Annotated in this window: 16 protein-coding genes; 1 reads left to right on the forward strand and 15 read right to left on the reverse strand. The window is 43.9% G+C overall.

The window, feature by feature from the left end:
- Positions 1–228 precede the first annotated feature (228 nt).
- On the forward strand, positions 229–1,278 hold the full coding sequence (locus E5355_RS11220) for a DUF4831 family protein (RefSeq protein ID WP_136010455.1): 1,050 nt from the start codon (positions 229–231) through the stop codon (positions 1,276–1,278).
- A gap of 7 nt (positions 1,279–1,285) precedes the next feature.
- On the opposite strand, the gene E5355_RS11225 is transcribed toward E5355_RS11220, so the two are convergent.
- The 15 genes from E5355_RS11225 to E5355_RS11295 all read right to left on the reverse strand — a co-directional run bounded on the left by E5355_RS11225 (position 1,286) and on the right by E5355_RS11295 (position 17,069).
- Positions 1,286–1,639: a PqqD family protein gene (locus E5355_RS11225; RefSeq protein ID WP_136010456.1), complete on the reverse strand. Its 354-nt coding sequence runs from the start codon at positions 1,637–1,639 to the stop codon at positions 1,286–1,288.
- Between the two features lie 19 nt (positions 1,640–1,658).
- Positions 1,659–3,050: an MFS transporter gene (locus tag E5355_RS11230; RefSeq protein ID WP_136010457.1), complete on the reverse strand. Its 1,392-nt coding sequence runs from the start codon at positions 3,048–3,050 to the stop codon at positions 1,659–1,661.
- A 155-nt stretch (positions 3,051–3,205) separates the two neighbouring features.
- Complete coding sequence (secG, locus tag E5355_RS11235) at positions 3,206–3,595, reverse strand: preprotein translocase subunit SecG (RefSeq protein WP_136010458.1); 390 nt, start codon at positions 3,593–3,595, stop codon at positions 3,206–3,208.
- A 4-nt stretch (positions 3,596–3,599) separates the two neighbouring features.
- The gene (locus tag E5355_RS11240; RefSeq protein ID WP_136010459.1) at positions 3,600–4,373 is read right to left on the reverse strand and encodes a tetratricopeptide repeat protein; all 774 of its coding nucleotides are present in this window, start codon (positions 4,371–4,373) and stop codon (positions 3,600–3,602) included.
- Positions 4,374–4,377: 4 nt separating this feature from the next.
- Positions 4,378–4,902: an LptE family protein gene (locus E5355_RS11245; protein ID WP_136010460.1), complete on the reverse strand. Its 525-nt coding sequence runs from the start codon at positions 4,900–4,902 to the stop codon at positions 4,378–4,380.
- Positions 4,889–6,139, reverse strand: a complete 1,251-nt coding sequence (locus E5355_RS11250; protein WP_136010461.1) for a sigma-54 interaction domain-containing protein — start codon at positions 6,137–6,139, stop codon at positions 4,889–4,891. Before E5355_RS11250 ends, E5355_RS11245 begins: the two co-directional genes overlap by 14 nt.
- A 1-nt stretch (position 6,140) precedes the next feature.
- On the reverse strand, positions 6,141–7,238 hold the full coding sequence (gene pdxA, locus E5355_RS11255) for a 4-hydroxythreonine-4-phosphate dehydrogenase PdxA (protein ID WP_136010462.1): 1,098 nt from the start codon (positions 7,236–7,238) through the stop codon (positions 6,141–6,143).
- Between the two features lie 5 nt (positions 7,239–7,243).
- Entirely contained in the window at positions 7,244–8,299 is a 1,056-nt protein-coding gene (locus E5355_RS11260; RefSeq protein WP_136010463.1) for a DUF4837 family protein, read from the reverse strand.
- 71 nt (positions 8,300–8,370) lie between these two features.
- Positions 8,371–9,411, reverse strand: a complete 1,041-nt coding sequence (gene rlmN / locus E5355_RS11265; RefSeq protein WP_136010464.1) for a 23S rRNA (adenine(2503)-C(2))-methyltransferase RlmN — start codon at positions 9,409–9,411, stop codon at positions 8,371–8,373.
- A 154-nt stretch (positions 9,412–9,565) separates the two neighbouring features.
- Positions 9,566–11,704 (reverse strand): peptidylprolyl isomerase, encoded by a 2,139-nt coding sequence (locus E5355_RS11270; RefSeq protein WP_136010465.1) that lies wholly within the window; start codon positions 11,702–11,704, stop codon positions 9,566–9,568.
- A 123-nt stretch (positions 11,705–11,827) separates the two neighbouring features.
- On the reverse strand, positions 11,828–13,084 hold the full coding sequence (locus E5355_RS11275) for a hemolysin family protein (protein ID WP_136010466.1): 1,257 nt from the start codon (positions 13,082–13,084) through the stop codon (positions 11,828–11,830).
- Positions 13,085–13,088: 4 nt separating this feature from the next.
- On the reverse strand, positions 13,089–13,715 hold the full coding sequence (gene lptC, locus E5355_RS11280) for an LPS export ABC transporter periplasmic protein LptC (protein WP_136010467.1): 627 nt from the start codon (positions 13,713–13,715) through the stop codon (positions 13,089–13,091).
- A gap of 5 nt (positions 13,716–13,720) precedes the next feature.
- The gene (locus tag E5355_RS11285) at positions 13,721–15,043 is read right to left on the reverse strand and encodes a tetratricopeptide repeat protein (RefSeq protein WP_136010468.1); all 1,323 of its coding nucleotides are present in this window, start codon (positions 15,041–15,043) and stop codon (positions 13,721–13,723) included.
- 45 nt (positions 15,044–15,088) lie between these two features.
- Entirely contained in the window at positions 15,089–16,351 is a 1,263-nt protein-coding gene (locus tag E5355_RS11290; RefSeq protein ID WP_136010469.1) for a hypothetical protein, read from the reverse strand.
- A complete protein-coding gene (locus E5355_RS11295) occupies positions 16,338–17,069 on the reverse strand; it encodes a type III pantothenate kinase (protein WP_136010470.1) in 732 nt (243 codons plus the stop codon). Before E5355_RS11295 ends, E5355_RS11290 begins: the two co-directional genes overlap by 14 nt.
- Between the last annotated feature and the right edge of the window lie 466 nt (positions 17,070–17,535).

Here is a 17,535-nt window from a genome sequence, read left to right on the forward strand (position 1 = left end):
AGATACAAAGATAGCGATTTTATCTGACATTCACAAATAGAATCACTGTTATTTTGATGATAATCAGAGGATTATTCTAAAATTGTTGCTGACCAACCTGATTGTATTCGATTCGCTGAATAGTTACACAGTTCGTCAGCTCTGTTAATAATTTATAAAGCAATATTTAGCAAAGATAACTTCATTAACTTTGTCCCTCAGCTAAATCCGTCTAAACGAATGTACATTATGAAGAAGAATATATTGATGCTCTCAGCTCTGTTCTTGTCTACCACTGCCATAGCACAAACAGACGTAACCGCCGGCGTGATGCGTGGCAAAGACTACGGGATAACCTATATGTTGCCCAAAACAGAAATAGAAATCGTATTGCAAGCCACCAAGCACACCTACACTCCCGGAGAATTTTGCAGATATGCCGACCGCTATCTGCGTCTCAACAACGTATCTGCCGAACCGGAAGAGTTCTGGACACTGGATAAGATAGAAACCCGTATAGCCGGTGTACCGGATAAGGACAACGTCTATTTCGTCAAAATGAAAGACAAGACCGTGGCACCCCTTATGGAGCTTACTGAAGACGGGATTGTACGCTCCATCAATATTCCGTTCAGTGGCAAGCCGACTGCCAAGATGCCTGAAACCCAAAACACCGAAAGCAACATTGACCCACGCAGTTTTCTGACAGAAGAAATACTGATGTCCAACTCCAGTGCCAAGATGGCCGAGCTGGTGGCCAAGGAAATTTATAGCATCCGTGAAAGCAAGAACGCCCTCCTGCGTGGCGAAGCAGACAATATGCCCAAGGATGGCGCCCAGCTCAAGCTGATGCTCGACAATCTGAACCAACAGGAAACGGCTATGACAGAAATGTTCTCGGGCAAAACAAAGAAAACCCCTAAGACATTCACCATCCGGCTGACGCCTAAAGAGATGAAAGATGAGGTGGCTTTCCGTTTTTCCCGAAAGCTGGGAGTGGTGGCCAATAATGACCTTGCCGGTGAACCGTATTATATCAGCGTCACCGACCTCAAAAGTCCCGATGTGCCTGCAGCCGAGGAAGGCAAAAAGAAAGTGGACGGTGTGGCCTATAACCTTCCGGGAAAGGCGCAGGTTACATTAGTATATAACAATAAGAAATTGTTTGATGACCAACTTCCCATTACCCAATTCGGCAGCGTAGAATATCTCGCACCGGTGCTATTCAACAAGAATTCGACCATCAAAGTGCTGTTTGATACGGCAACGGGAGGATTGATAAAAGTGGATAGGGAATAAAGGGATTCTAATCCCGAATTGTCAACTGGATAAATCCATCCTTACGCAACTGCATTACGTAGGTGGTGACTCGGGGAATATAATTCTCTCCCTCCCCAAAGTGCCCGGCAAGCAAAGAGATGATTTCGCGCACGGTACGCTGTCCATCTATCAGATTCCAGACGGCTGTACCGTGTTCTTCAAGCCTCACACGGATGTCAGGAGACATCCCCTTCGGCAATAACAAACGACGCATCCATTCGTATTTAAACCGTGGATAGGCGAGTACAGCGTACTCACCTTCCCATTCGGTTGTTATATGTCCGCAGCGAACCGGAACAGCGTCCAACAGACTTACTTTTCCCTCGGGTATTTCCATCATACAATATCCGCTTTTCCTATTATTTCTGAATATTAGGTTCTTCCAGCTTGTAACCATACTTCTTGTCCGCCTTCTTCAGCAATAGGGCCACTACAAGGGACAAACAGGCAATGCCGGTAAAAATACACATCGGAACCATATAGTCATACATATTCGTTCCATCAGGTTTCTTACCGGATATACAATAGGCATCAAGCACCCATCCAATCAATGTAGGAATACCCCAAAGACCGATGTTCTGGATAAAGAAAATCAATGCATACGCCGTACCCAGCTGGCTTACCGGGAATATCTTGGCCACAGCCGGCCACATGGCAGAAGGTACCAGCGAGAAGGCAATACCCAAAATTATCATCAGCACAATAGCTACCAACCAATAGTTTATATCGGGAATAGCATAAATGAAATGCACACATATCAGCATGGCCGAACCCAGCAGCATGATAGATGCGGACTTGCCCCGTTTGTCAATGAAACCACCAAAGACCGGAGTCAGAATCAGCGCCCCCAGTGCCGGAAGTCCGGCAAATGTACCGGCCACATTCTCATTGATACCGTATTTGATAATCATCAACTCGGAAGCAAACTTCTGGAATGGGAATACACAAGAATAGAACAATACGCACAGCAATGCTATCAGCCAGAAACCGGGATTGACCAGAATATTCTTCACATCCTTAAAGGAGAACTTCTCTTCCTCATCTTCCGCACCGGCAGCAATGGCAGCAACTTCCATCTGTCTGTCCAGCTTCTTGTCCATCACTGCAAAGATGAAGAAAGCAACCATACCGCCCAACAGCAGCACCAAGCCCAACAACACCGGTGTGGAAATACCGAAAGCACGGGCCAGAGGAATGGCTACGGCATAACCGGCCTGCGAACCGATACGCGCCAAAGCAACTTGTACGCCCATAGCCGTGGCAAGCTCTTTTCCCTTAAACCACTTGGCTATGATTTTGGAAACTGTAATACCGGCAACCTCAGCTCCGACCCCAAAAATGGAATAACCGGCAAAAGCAACGAACACACCGGTTTTATAGCCAAATATCTCATTGATTCCGAATAAAGTCGCATCAGCACCAGCAAGTCCCGTCATTGCGTAGTATTCAAGTGCTGTACCACCTACCATCAGGATAGTTGCCAGCTTTCCGGTGAAACGGATGCCAAAACGGTCGAGGATTAATCCTCCCCAAATCAACATCAGGAAAAAAACATTCAGGAAACTATAACCACCGGTAAAGAATCCGAAATCGGTACTGGACCAAGCCAAGTCCGTTTCCAACATTGTCTTCAACGGTGCTACCACGTCATTTACATAATAAGCTGCCATCATCGTGAAGGCAACAATCACCAATGCTCCCCAACGGGTAGCCTTGGAATCATTCAATTTAAGTTTGAGTTGTTCTGTCATCGTACTATTTAGATTTCAATTTATTAATCAAATCACATTAATTGCTGACAAAGGTAAATAAATACTTCATTAAAACGAAAAAAAGGTTGATACCTTTTCAGTATCAACCTTTCTCTTATTTTTCCAAGCGGGAATCATCCGAAATATCCCTTATCTTATTCTGCCGCAGGGGCCTCTGCTGCAGGAGCAGGAGCCTCTGCCGGAGTTGCAACTGCAGGGGCTTCCGATTGCGGAGCTTCTGTACCTACGGGCATGTTATAAGGATTAGTTTTTTCTTCTTGTTGCGCCTGTTCCAGAATCACATCACCGCCCTTGCCTGTGGAAGAAGGAATAGTGTAAGCAGAAACAATACTGAAGACTACCATGACAGCAGCCAGAGTCCAGGTTGCTTTTTCCAGAAAATCCGTAGTCTTGCGCACACCCATAATCTGGTTGGATGATGAAAAGCCTGATGCCAGACCGCCTCCTTTAGAATTTTGAATCAATACAATGAAGCACATCAGCACAGACACAATCAGCATTAAGATAATTAATAATAAATACATTTTGTTATTTTGATTTAGCGTTAATAATCAATTTCTCCAAAAATCTGATTTGGTCTGCAAAGTAAGCATTTTTTTTTGGATAATTCAAACTTAATTTTTTAATAATTTCAAGTGCCTTGTCATATCGGTGCTGTTTTATATAGATTTTGGCTAAAGTTTCCGTAAAACAGCTATCGTCCAACTCTTCCGTTACCGGCGATACAGAGGGCTCTTCCTCTTCTTCAGTCTCTTCCTCCTTCTCTACAAGAAACTCCCTTCTCGTATCCGAAGCATCCGAAAACTCACTCTTTTGGATAAAATCATCTATCAATTCATGCCCGCGCAGTTTAGGTACTTCCGGCTCATCTTCCGCATTCACATCGGATTCTTCCTGCATTAAATAGGCCGTATAATCTACCGCATAATCCAGCTCCGTATGCTGTGAATGCTCTTCAGGAACAGTAGCCAAAAATGCATCAATCAAGGAAAGAGTACGGTCCACACTCGGCTCTTTCTCAGAATTGCCGGAAAAAAGCGACGAAGCCTTCCGGGATTTCAAGGTATAGCGGTCACCCTCTATAAGGTAAAACAACACACGACGGTCTGCCACATACAACAGGGACTTGCGCAACTCCGCGCCAAAGTTGATATCGTGCAGAAGATAGAGGTTTTTCAGATAGAGCAAACGGAGTGACTGGAAATAAGGATAACGTGCCATCAATGTGCGTAGCTCGTACAAAGTATCCCTATTCAGCGTCTCGGGATGCTGAATCCATTGTTGCAAATGGGTAGATGTCATAAGTTTACCAGTTAGCTACAGTTGCATTGAAAATCTGTTCGGCAATATCCTTCACCATCAAGGTTATCAGCTGATCCTGCACTTCGGTTAACAATTTTGAGGAATCATAGGTCTGAAAAGCCGAGAACTGCTGTTCGAAATCCTCCTCATGGTTCGTGTTGTTGGTGTAGCGCACATTGACTGTCAGTGTCACCTTCACCTTCGAAGAATAGCCGCTGGCATCCACCGATTCATTATATTGGTTGTAGCCGGTGATTTCTCCGTCTATGTCCAAGTCTCCGCCAGAGTTCACCAGTTGCAGACGGGTCTGCTGAATGAACATATCCTTCATTTTCTGGTTAAACTCTGTTGCCAGCGGTGCATATACATACTCTGCCCGGTTCTGGAAATCAGCAATGGAAATCGTTTTTACCTTTGTATAGTCAATAGAACTTATCGGGGCAAGTCCTAACTTCATACTACACGAATTCACCAAAAATGACAAGCTTGCCAACAAGAAAGCAAATGCCGCTTTTTTAATCCAATCCATATTCTTTTATCTTTCTGTATAACGTACGCTCAGAGATATTCAAATCTTGAGCCGCACTTTTACGCTTGCCATGATGCTTGTCAAGCGCCTTACGTATCATTTCTTTCTCCACTTCATCCAAAGAGAGTGATTCCTCCACATATTCTTCCGTATCCTGAAAATCATCGTCCACCGGAGTAACCGGCTTTACCGAAGGATGTATAATGGTAGGGACACTGGACGTCACCGGAGGCACCACCGTCGACGTAGCCGGTGTATAATAAGCCGACGCAGCAACCGCCGGATTGGCTACAGTTCCCCTTTCAGCCATAATCTCATGCACCAGCTTTTTCAAATCCGTTACATCTTGACGCATATCAAACAGAACCTGATAAAGAATTTCCCGTTCACTCCCGAAGCTCTTGTCTTCCTTCACTCCAAACAGGGCAGGCAGGCGCTGTATGTTGTTCTGCTCAGGCAGATAGCCCTTCAGTATGGATGCATTGATTTCACGATTAGTCTCAATAATGGATATCTGCTCGGTGATATTCTTCAACTGGCGCACATTACCCGGCCATGAGTAGCCCAGCAACACTTGCTTACCGTCTTCCGTCAGCTGAATGGCAGGCATACGGTATTTCTCCGCAAAGTCCGAAGCAAACTTGCGAAACAGCAGCACAACGTCCTCACCGCGTTCGCGCAATGGAGGAACCTGAATAGGTACTGTGTTCAAACGGTAATACAAGTCTTCACGAAAACGTCCGTCAGCAATAGCTTGTGTCAAGTTTACATTGGTAGCGGCAACAATACGCACATCGGTCTTTTCTACCTTAGAAGAACCTACTTTAATGAACTCACCGCTCTCAAGCACACGCAACAGGCGTGCCTGGGTAGGCAAAGGCAATTCGCCGACTTCATCAAGGAAGATTGTTCCGCCATTGGCTTCACCGAAATACCCCTTCCGTTCACCGATAGCACCGGTAAACGCGCCTTTCTCGTGACCAAACAGTTCTGAATCGATTGTCCCTTCGGGAATGGCCCCACAGTTCACGGCAATATACTGTCCATGCTTGCGCCGGCTGTACTGGTGTATTATCTGCGGAAAGCTCTCCTTTCCCACACCGCTCTCTCCGGTAATCAGTACAGACAAGTCGGTAGGCGCTACTTGGATAGCGATATCAATGGCACGCATCAACGCTTCGTTGTTACCGATGATGCCAAAACGTAATTTTACTTGTTGTATTTCCGCTTTTGTCATTCTACAAATCTTCTTCTACACTATCGAGTTTCAATTTGTCGCTATCGTCACGTTTCTCGTAATATTGCTTGCGCAACGGGTTTGCATGTGCCTCTTTCTCACGCTGGCGATTACGAAACACATCTATAGCTACATAAATAGCTTGCCGGAATGAATCTTCAGAGGCTATTCCTTTCCCTGCAATATCGTAGGCTGTACCGTGAGCAGGCGAAGTGCGTATCACTGGCAATCCGGCAGTGTAGTTCACGCCCTCGTCCATAGCCAATGCCTTGAACGGTGCCAGCCCCTGATCGTGATACATGGCCAATATACCGTCAAAGTGAGTAAAGTTATCTGAACCCACAAACCCGTCTGCCGGATAAGGGCCATAGCAAAGTATACCCTTAGCAACCATTTCGTTGATGGCCGGAATGATTATCTCCTGCTCTTCAGTACCCAGCAATCCGCCGTCCCCTGCATGCGGATTCAACGAAAGCACTGCAATACGCGGTGCTCCGATAGCAAAATCCTGCTTCAAGGAGCGGTTGAATATCTTCAGTTTTTCTTGTATCAGTTCTTTGGTGATGCTCCCGGCTATCTCTTTGACGGGAATATGTCCGGTCACCAATGCCACCCGGAAATCATCTTTCATCAGAATCATAAGGGCCTTCTCGCCATCTCCCAGTTTCTGTTCTATATACTCCGTATGCCCAGGGAAGGCAAACTCCTCCGACTGGATGGTATGCTTGTTGATGGGGGCTGTGACAATCACGTCTATTATACCCTCTTTATACTCCTCAATAGCTTTTTCCAGTGCACCAAGTGCAGCTTTACCTGCTTCAACGTCAGGTTTAGAAAACTCAACCTTTACTTCATCATCCGTACAGTTCACTACACTCAAGCGATTAGGATCCGCTTCGGAAGCGGAGTTGACGATACTGAAGTTGATAGGCAGGTCTAATGATTTACGATGATAAGCTGCCACCTTAGGCGAACCGTAAATAATCGGCGTGCACAATTCCAGCATCACCGGGTCTGCAAATGTCTTTAAAATCACTTCATACCCTACACCATTAATGTCGCCTTGTGTAATGCCGACTCTTATTTTGTTGTCTTCCATTTTTATCACTTATTATTAGTAGTATCTTTTGCGGTTATGCCTACCGGAATTTCCGCATCTTCCTGCTTGCTGCCAGGCAGTCTCAAGGTATAGAGCGAAGCCTCCATCTGGCGTACCAGATTACGTTTCATTTTATCAGGTGAGTAAATAAATATTTCCGATACGATAATTCGTTGGTTGGCTTTGTCCAAACGTACATGCGATACGAACGGGCCGCCCATAAAGTCGCCCTTCACACGCCACAAACCGCGGACCTCGAGTGCATAGTCACCCTGCACACTGATAGGACGTACGTCAGTCATCAAAGAATCCGTCGACATATACATGCCTTCTTGGGCACCCGGGATATTGATTTTCATCACGGAATCGCGCTTATGAACAAAATATTCTTTAGTAAACGTATCCTTATCCGTATAAGGATAAGAGTAGATTACAAAATTCTGGTCGCCGGTAGCCGCATTCGTACCTGCCCAGAAGAAGTTCTCCCCCTCCTTGGTAGATGTCAGTTCTCCAGGCACCCATACATCGCAATCAAACAAGCTCTTCACCTTCGTTGCTATATAGTCGCTATGCTTGTCTTTCAATACTGAAATCTGACGGTTCATTTCCGCATGGGTAAAGAAATCAATGATTACCTGCCTGTTCTCCTCCACAAAGTTCTCGAATGAAGCCTCGTCCGGTGCCTGAATAGTGAGAATAGACTGGGGAGCAGCATATACATTCCTTGCATACTTGAATTTAGGCTGAGTATAGAGATTCTTGTTCACATCAACAATAATGATGTTGCGAATCAGTTTCAAAGTGGCATCATAATTGGAAGGGGCAGTATACATGATTCGGAATGAACGTTCTGACTGGGGAAGCCCCGGAACATCAGAATCAAGCACATCGAAAAGCGCCCTACCGGCAGGACGTTCCCACAGACCGGGATCAACCACTACCAGAACTTCATACGCACGACCACTGGAAGTCGGAGTAAACATACCCTTTTTGCCACCACCACAAGCAGAAAAAAGCGTCAGTATAAGAACCATACTCAAATAAAACACGTGCTTTCTCATATCTTTATCACTTTTAGTTTTTCACAAAGCTACGAAGAATACACAGTATCCTCCTTACCTAAATTAATAATTTATATTAATTCTTCTTTATTCTCCTCCTGCTTTGCAGTAGATAACATGCCACAAGCGGCAAATATATCCTCTCCACGCGATGACCGTATAGTGGTAAACAGGCCATGCGAAGTCAGATAATCACGGAACGCAGTCATGGTTTCCATATCAGCCCCTTCAAGATTCACTCCAGGTATGGCATGAAAACGAATCAGGTTAATCCTGCAGTCCAGCCCGCGCAACAACTTCAGAAGTTCCTTTGCATACGGTAACGAGTCATTCACACCTTTGAAAACAATATATTCAAAAGATAGTCTGCGCTGTTTGCTAAAATCATAGTTTCTTAACAATTCTACAATCTCCGTGATGGGAAAGGCCTTCTCTGCCGGCATCAGTTCGCGACGTTGCAATGGTATCGGCGAATGAAGGCTGATAGCCAGGTGGCAGTCCGATTCCTCAATAAAACGCTGCAAGCCTTTCTTTAATCCCACAGAAGAAAGTGTAACACGCTTGGGACTCCACGCATACCCGTAAGAAGAGGTCATTATTTCCAGCGCTTTCAAGACCTCGTCCAGATTATCAAGCGGTTCGCCCATACCCATCATTACCACATTGGTCAGTTTGTCCCTTTCGGGCAAGGAATTGATTTGGTTGATAATCTGGTTGGATGTCAGATTGGCGGTAAAACCCTGCTTGCCGGTCATGCAGAATTTGCATTTCATTTTACAGCCTACTTGGGAAGAGACACAAAGCGTAGCCCGGTCTCCGTCGGGTATATAGACAGCTTCCACAAAATGTCCCTCGCCTGCCCGGTACAAGTATTTCACCGTACCGTCTAAAGAGCGCATGGCATCTACCGGTGCTTCGGCGCCTACCTCACAGATTTCTTTCAGCAATCCCCGATGTTTCAACGAAAGATTGCTCATCTCGTCTATAGAAGTCACTTTCTTGTCATACAGCCAAGAAGCTATCTGCTTGGCAGAGAAACCGGGCATTCCCAGATTCTTCACCACATTCTGCAATTCAGAGAGCGTCAAGCCCAATAGAGGTCGTTTCTGCATATCTTTTTTCATTAAGAACAAAACTCTTTCAAGATTGCAAAGGTAGGAATAAAGTTGCACAAAGGCAACGGAGAATATGGAAAATGAAATGTATAGACAACGAAAAAAGCCGCCCGGAAATACCGGACGGCTTTTCAATATGGGCTTTCTATTCTTAGAAGAATAAATAACGTTGGTCTTTTACGTTGGCTTTCAGATACAAATCGCTGATGAACTGACTTGCCATACGTGCGTGCATGTTAGCTAAGGCAGTCTCTTCCGTTTCCTTGTTGAATGTTTCATTCAGTTTCTCTTTTGCATAAGGTTGAAGAACAAACACACCACCGTTGCCTTTGATAGGTGCACTCAGCTTGTTCACCTCGGCAATAGAAGCGTAAGCGCCTACCAGCGGTTCACTGCTACGCAATGCCGGGATATAGGCAGGAGCCGAGAAAGTGACGTGCTTTACAGAATCACTGACAGCATTTGCCATATTCTTGTACTGCTCGAACGAAGTTGCGTTGGCAGCCTTCATGTCAGCCATAATCTTCTCAGCTTTCTTGTCACGGAGAATTTCAACTCTCAACTGGTCCTTTACCAAAGCCAGTGGACGATAACCTTCAGGAACAACACTTGCAACACCTACTACCAGCATACGGTCGCTCTCGCCACATTCGTACAAACCGGAAACTTCACCCGCTTTTGCCTCAAATACCCATTTCAAAGCATCTTTGGTACCTCTGATACCACCGATACCATGTTCTGAACTGTACAAGTCTGCTCTATCCAGCAACTTATAACCGGCATCTTCCGCATTGGCAGTCATTTTTTCTAAAGTATTGTTTGCAGCGATAAACTGGCTGAACTCATTGTATGCCTTACTGTAAGTTTCCTTACTGAATTCTACCGGACGCTTGACAACGGCTACCTTATATTTATTCTTGACGGCTTTCTTATTGGTTACCTCCAAAATGATATTTGCCTGTCCTAAAGCCAGATTAGTCAGTTCATTCTGTCCCAAAGTCGTAACAGCAGTAATATATTTCAAGTTATCGCCATCAATCTGCGCACCTTCGTAATTAGCAGAGGAAATCCAAGTAGGCTCACCGGTCTGGCCATACTTCTTGGCGATTTCCGCAAAACCGGCACCACCCTTAATAGCATTGTAGATGCTGTCTGCCAAAGTCTTTGTCTTTTCCGCATCTTCAGCAACTACCTGAATCTGGCGATACTCAATAGAATCCGGCATGGAAGCAACAGCCAACTTCTTGAAAGAGTTGAGGGTATTGTCCGATACATTATAATAAGGTCCGAATACGCCACCCACTGCAACAGAATCCAGACGAGCCGTCACATCGGCAGGCAGAGATTTAGTTGTATAATACAAGTCGGTGTAAGAAGTCTCAGAACCGGTAGAACGGATAAAAGTCGTATAGTCGGAAGGATTGGCAATAAGTTGCTCAGTATATTCCTCCATTTCCTTTTGAAGAGCAGCTCTGTCTTCCGCACTTGCAGTAACTTGTACATCAATGAACTTGATATTGCGAGTTTCCACATATTGCTTGAACAGTTCTTTCTTCTTGTCGTATGCAGCCTTCAAATCGGAATCCTTGATAACGATAGTAGAATCAACAATAGAAGAATAGGGAACTGCAGCAAGCAGCAAATCTGACTGATCCACTCTTGCATCAAAAGCATTTTGTGCTTCTACCGGATTGGAGAAAAGGGACTTTGTAATCAAAGCCTGATACTTTTCCTGAAGACGTGCCTGGATAAGAGTCTTTTCGAGGAAAGACCAGAACTTGTACATGGATTCATAGTATTCCACATATTGTGAAGGCATCTGTGCCTTATTCATTTTTGAATAGTCCACCAAGAACTTCTTCAACATATCCTTATCAAAGGCACCGGTCTGAGGATTACGGAACGGAGTCTGTTGCAACATCGGATGTACACCGGCATTAATGATGGCCTGAATCTCAGCCTTCGACACAACCAGACCAAGCTTCTTTGCTTCCTTTTCAATCAGCTTATTATTGACGTATGTTCTCCATACTTCATCTTTGATTTGGTTTGTCTGCTCATCGCTCAATGCACTGTTGCCACTGGAGAACTTGATGACTTCTGTATATTCTTCTACCAATGTCTGAAAATCCTGAGCGGAAATTGATTCCCCGTTCACTTCACCTACGTCTTGTGACTGGTGTGGCTGAAGCACTTTCCACGCATCACCTGCGATGAAAGCAAACAGCGCCAAACCAATAACAATCACCAATAAAGGTCCTTTAGACCGAATGTTTTGTAATGTTGCCATTTTAGTTAATATGATTTATTTGTTTATTATTATTTTTCCTAACATGTTCATTTTAGCGCACGAAGATACAAAAAATGCTAATACGCATCCATTTATTCTTTAAAAATTTGCGCCTAAATGAAATTATTCGACAACTTTCAGTCTCACCAACTCTATTTTAGTGGCTGTCACCTTAATTATTTTGAACTGATAGTTATCTACTTCAATCACTTCATGCAGTTTCGGAAAGCTTTGATAGCGGTTCAGAATCAGACCGCCCACAGTCAGATAATCATCCGATTCCGGCAAGTCAATCCCGAAGGTTTCATTTACTTTCTCTATTTCCAGACGTGCCGAAAGCACATATTCATGTTCACCCAGCTGCTTACATACATAGGACGTATTATCATGCTCATCCTCAATATCGCCGAAAATCTCTTCCACCAAGTCCTCCAAAGAGACGATACCCGCCGTACCGCCGAATTCATCGACCACTACAGCAATGGTTTTTTTCTGCTGCATAAACAATTTCATCAGTTTATGAGCCGACATCGTTTCAGGCACAATGGGGACTTCCTTCACGTTGTTCCTCCAGTCCACCGGATTTCTGAACATCTCTGACGAATGAATATATCCCACCACATTATCTATATTTCCATCATATACTATGATTTTGGAAATACCCGACTCCACAAAAAGACATTTCAATTCTTCCAATGTAGTGGTCAGGTCTACAGCTACCACCTCTGTACGCGGCACAATACAGTCACGTATCTTTATATTCGAAAAATCAAGCGCATTTTGGAATATCTTGACCTCTGCATCCAGTTCTTCCTCGCTTTCGGCATTCTCTATACTCGACTGGATGAAGTAGTCCAAATCCACTTTACCAAAAGCCTTGGCTGACGCCTCCTTGTTTACCTTCATTCCAGACACCCGAAGGAACAGATAGGACAATCCCGATGCAAACTTTGAAATAGGAAAGAGTATGACATAACATATAAATAAAGGAATAGCACACACCCTCAGCATCAGATTGGGATTAATTTTAAACAAAGTCTTTGGCAAAAACTCACCGGTCACCAAAATAATAAGAGTAGAAATTATAGTCTGTACCAACACCATTACGAAATGGTTGGAAATAATTCCGGCAAGGAGATTCACCTCTATGAGCTGTGCCATCAAGATACCGTAAATGACAAGTGCAATGTTGTTACCTACCAGCATGGTCGAGATGAAGTTGTTCGGATTGCGAAGGAAATAGGAAATGATACAGGAAGTGACGCCAGCCTTCCTTTCCATCTCAAAGCGCAGTTTATCTACGGAAACAAAAGCAATCTCCATCCCCGAAAAGAAGGCGGACAAAGCCATGGTTATCAATAAAAAAATAACGGTATCCATTTTATCAATTTATGGTATCAGTCTGCAAGCTGTCGGTCGCAGCAGTTTCCTCGTCAACATAAAAGATGCCCTCCGGCTTGCGAATCGTATAAACAGTCATTTGCTGATTGGATTCAAAACCATGTCCCATAATGATACGGTCAGGCTGCTCGATACGGATAAATTCATCCGAATAAATTCTTTGTGCCCGCTGGTCCCAATACAGCAACTCTGTATCAAACTGCTCACCTTTCAAATTCTGTATATGTACATTTCCCATCAGTTTCCATAATTCTTCCTTATTAAAGAAATAGGCTGTATCGGCCTTGATACTTGCCTCCACTTGGAAGATAGAGTCAAACTTCTCCAAATAAACCCCCTTTTCAAAAGCCCAGTAAGGAGGATTCTTGCGGTCAAAAACCAGCCACTCTTCCGTATTGATGCGATAACGTGTCACACCGGAATCAGACACCAGCGTAGTCACTCCGCGGGTGTCCATCACCGCCATAGAATCACGCTCGGTAATGGCATCGCCCAGTTCCTTCTTCTTTCCGGAACATGAAGAAAATAAAAGAAGCATAACCACTGCCCCAAGGACAATGGTTATGCTCACATTTTTATGATAAACAACGTTGATGGGTTGTAGCAACATGGTTTTTATCTGATAGTTGTAGATTCACCTATCCATCCGCCGATAGTGATACGGTCACCGGCTTTGTAACCCAACATAAAGAGGTCTTTAGCCTGGGGAGTGTGACGGGAATAAGTACTAATCAATTCGTTTGCACGTTCTGTAACTGAAGGATCCACCGCTTTAGCTCTCTGCAACTTATCAATTACTACAAAGTAAGTACACTTATTCAGAGCTGGCTCATCAGTCCAATTAGGATTAGAACCGTAAAGCTGTGCCAGCAAGATATAAGGATCACCATAGTTTTCCTTAAAGCTAATAGCCTTCTGGCAATATGCTCTTGCCTGAGAGAGTTTTTTAGCCTGCATCAAGGCAGCAGCAGTGGCATATGCCATTTCAGCTTTCTTGTCATTATCGGTTTCCTTAGCCAGTGCTTCGTCAAAGTATTTCACGGCATTATCATAGTCGCCTTTCTTATAGTACATGTATGCTACACCTACAGCAGCATCGGCAGTCGGGTCTATTTGATACATGTATTCAGAAGCCTTGAAATAAACTTCACTTTCGTTACACTTCATCAACTTCAAAATATTCAATGCTTTCTTCAAGAAAGTAGAGTCTGTCTTATTTTCTTCCACCTTAGGACCATAGATATTCTGCAAAGATTCACAATCAGCCACACCACTCTGCACGAACATGGCTACCAGATTGTCTTTAATAGTCTGCAGCACAGCTTTCTTCTTCTCATTCGTTTCGGCAGCAATGGCATCATCCGCATATTTGGAAGCATCAATATAATCTTGGAAGAATTGATCCGTGTGATTATCATCAGCCTTTACTTTTTCCATAGAAGTTTGCAGGAAGTAGTGAAGTATAGCACCGTCCGGGTCATTAGCAGTTCCCCGAGTCGCTTCTGTCAGCCATTTATAAGCTTGTTCCTTATCCGGATTAGGAGAAAATTGAAGATAATCAACCGCTTTTTTGCCTAATTCCTTAGACGCACTCATCGGAGTTTTCAATTTTTTATTAATTTCCGGCAAATATTGTATTTCTTGGTCGTACACTTGCATCAGTTCATCAAAATACTTTTTGTAATCTGCAGAGTTACGATCTTTTATATCACCTAAAAATGCTTTCAAAATTTTAATCGCATCTGTATAGGTGTAAAATCTCAGTGTAGGGCAATCCTTCAACACAGCCATACAAGGAGCATACGCATCCTTAAAGTTACCGGCTCTCACAGCCTCGTGAGAGATACTACTGTTCGAATTACAATTTTCAGTCTGTGCGAAAGTGCTGGTCACTCCACCCGAAAGGAGCAAGACAGCCACAAGCGTCTTAATTTTCATTGTATTTAAATTTTAGTTGTTATATTTTTGTCTATTCAATCTCCATTAATCCACTTTACGTTTGAAGAACCAACGCTCATTAAAGGTTACTCCAACACAAATACGCAAGGTATTTTCATTCAAGAACGTAGCTTGGGTTCCTTTGGTTCGCACGTATTGTGCAGAAAGGCTCAATACGGAACGGGTTCTCGGTATGGGTAATCCAAAACCGGCAGTAACACCATATTCATCAGCGGCACGTACACCGTCTATCTTATAATAAGGTTTGGAATAATAAGCCCCCAAACGATACTTCACATGAGACAAATAACTTCTTCCCATAGGATTCGGCAAATACTCTGCACCAACGGATATTCTTCTACGGTCGCAAAACGCCTCGTCATTGTTCATATAGCTCACTTTGCTCCAATTCTGGAACATCACATCCGCTCCTACCGTCAGACGATTGTCGTACACATACGTCACACCTGCACCAAATGTTGTCGGAATGCCGCAAGCGACAATAGTGTCTTTCGTTGTCGAGGTAATTCCCGTATTGCTATTTCCTGTCTGCATAACTTCGTATGCATCGTTACTCAAATCGTGCCTCGGAGAAAAAACAACTCCTAGCGTTGCCACATGCTTTTTCCCAAACTGATGGGTGTACTGCGCTCCAAAATCCACTTTATAACTCTTTACAGCTACATTAGACTGTATTGTAATAGGAAATACACTTGAACTGGACGGAAAGGTTTCCGCAGCGGTTCTTGTTATATCCCCCCAAAGATACGAAAAATTCGCACCGACAGAAAGATTTTTAATTATTTTAAAGCCTGCGCCTAAATAAAGCTGATGCAGGCCTCCTTCCCCCGAATAGCTCACTGTAGTAGATTTGTCTGGAAATTCCGCATTCTCCTGATACTCTCCCATGTTGTATCCCACATTCGAATAAGGCAACAGCCCCACGCTTATGGCAGCCCATTTACTTGCACGAAACTGCATCGTAATGTAATCAAAACTGGAATTCTTGGCATTTCGCTTCAGAGTACCGTTACCGAGGTTTGTATTCTGCAAGGAGACTGCTCCATCAAAGATAAAAGTCAGCGAATCTATCGCCGTATAGGATGCTGGATTAACAAAGTTGGTCTGGTACTTATCTCGCAAGCCATAGGCAATACCACCCATCGCCCTGCTGTTACTTGAGCCTTGTTCAGATAACTGTCCATATCCATATCGTGTATAGGGAGAATTTGTATTATTTTGAGCAACTGACGTTCCCGCTAACATCGTGAGCAAGAGCACTAACAGTGTTTGTCTATAGCCTGTCATTATTATAGTTTAAAATTCTATTTAATCCTTTCAACACTAAAAATCTGTCTGCAAAGATGATACTTTTTAAGTTTGTATCAAAAGAAAAATCATCCCCGCCCGTTAAAAAAACCAAAAGTTCAGGATATTTATGCTTCATAGACGTAACATAACCTGAAATTTCATATTGAATACCCTTCAGCACTCCGGCGCGGATAGCCGTATCGGTATCCTTTCCCATAGACATCATACGCCCTTCAGAAGCCACCAACGGAAGCCGTCCGGTAAACTGATGAAGCGCCTTGAAACGCATCTGCAGACCGGGAGAGATATTACCGCCATGATAACGAGCAGCCGCATCAACAAATTCGTAAGTGATACAGGTACCGGCATCAATCACCAGTATATCTCTGCCGGGAAATTGCTCATTGGCTCCCACCACCGCCGCCATGCGGTCATACCCCAAAGTCTGGGGAGTTTCATAGAGATTTTCTACCGGAAGAGGAGTATTTTGATTGAGCCACAGAACGGGGGCAGCCAGACCTTCCAGCTGCGACAACACCTCTCTGCTCAAATCAATGACAGTAGCCACTATCGCTTTTTCAATCGTATATGCACGACATACTTCAGGCAACCGTCCCAACGTCCGATTGGAGTCATACACAACCTCCACGATACGTCCATCATCAAACACTGCCATCTTGGCGGTGGTATTTCCTATATCAACAATGAGATTCACCGTATTGCATAATTTTAGCGGCGCAAAGATATAACATTAATATTAAAATCCAGCAGAAACCAAATCTTTATTAGAAAGCAATCACACGAGAATCCTTATTCATTCCGTACTGAACAAGCACAATACCACCCCGACAATCTGTTGAGATTTATTGAAGCTACAACATCATACTGTAACCATCTGATTATCAGCACGATTAAAGTACGCCACATTCAGTATACGACTGAACCCTATTCAGTATACGATTGAACCTAATTCAGTATACGACTGAATCAGGTTCAATATACCACCATATCTTACACTCGTATCATTTGTAAATATAAAACATTTTCCACCTGTACTCGGCAGTTGATTGAAGACAACCAATAATGTGAATCAAGAATTACATCAGGTTCATAATTTAAAAACAAACAACCAATCTGAATAAACGACCGTCTCGCATGGCGACTATTTCCAATTCCCTCTT

The sequence above is a fragment of the Bacteroides muris (ex Afrizal et al. 2022) genome (assembly GCF_004793475.1).
Taxonomy (GTDB): Bacteria; Bacteroidota; Bacteroidia; order Bacteroidales; family Bacteroidaceae; genus Bacteroides; species Bacteroides muris.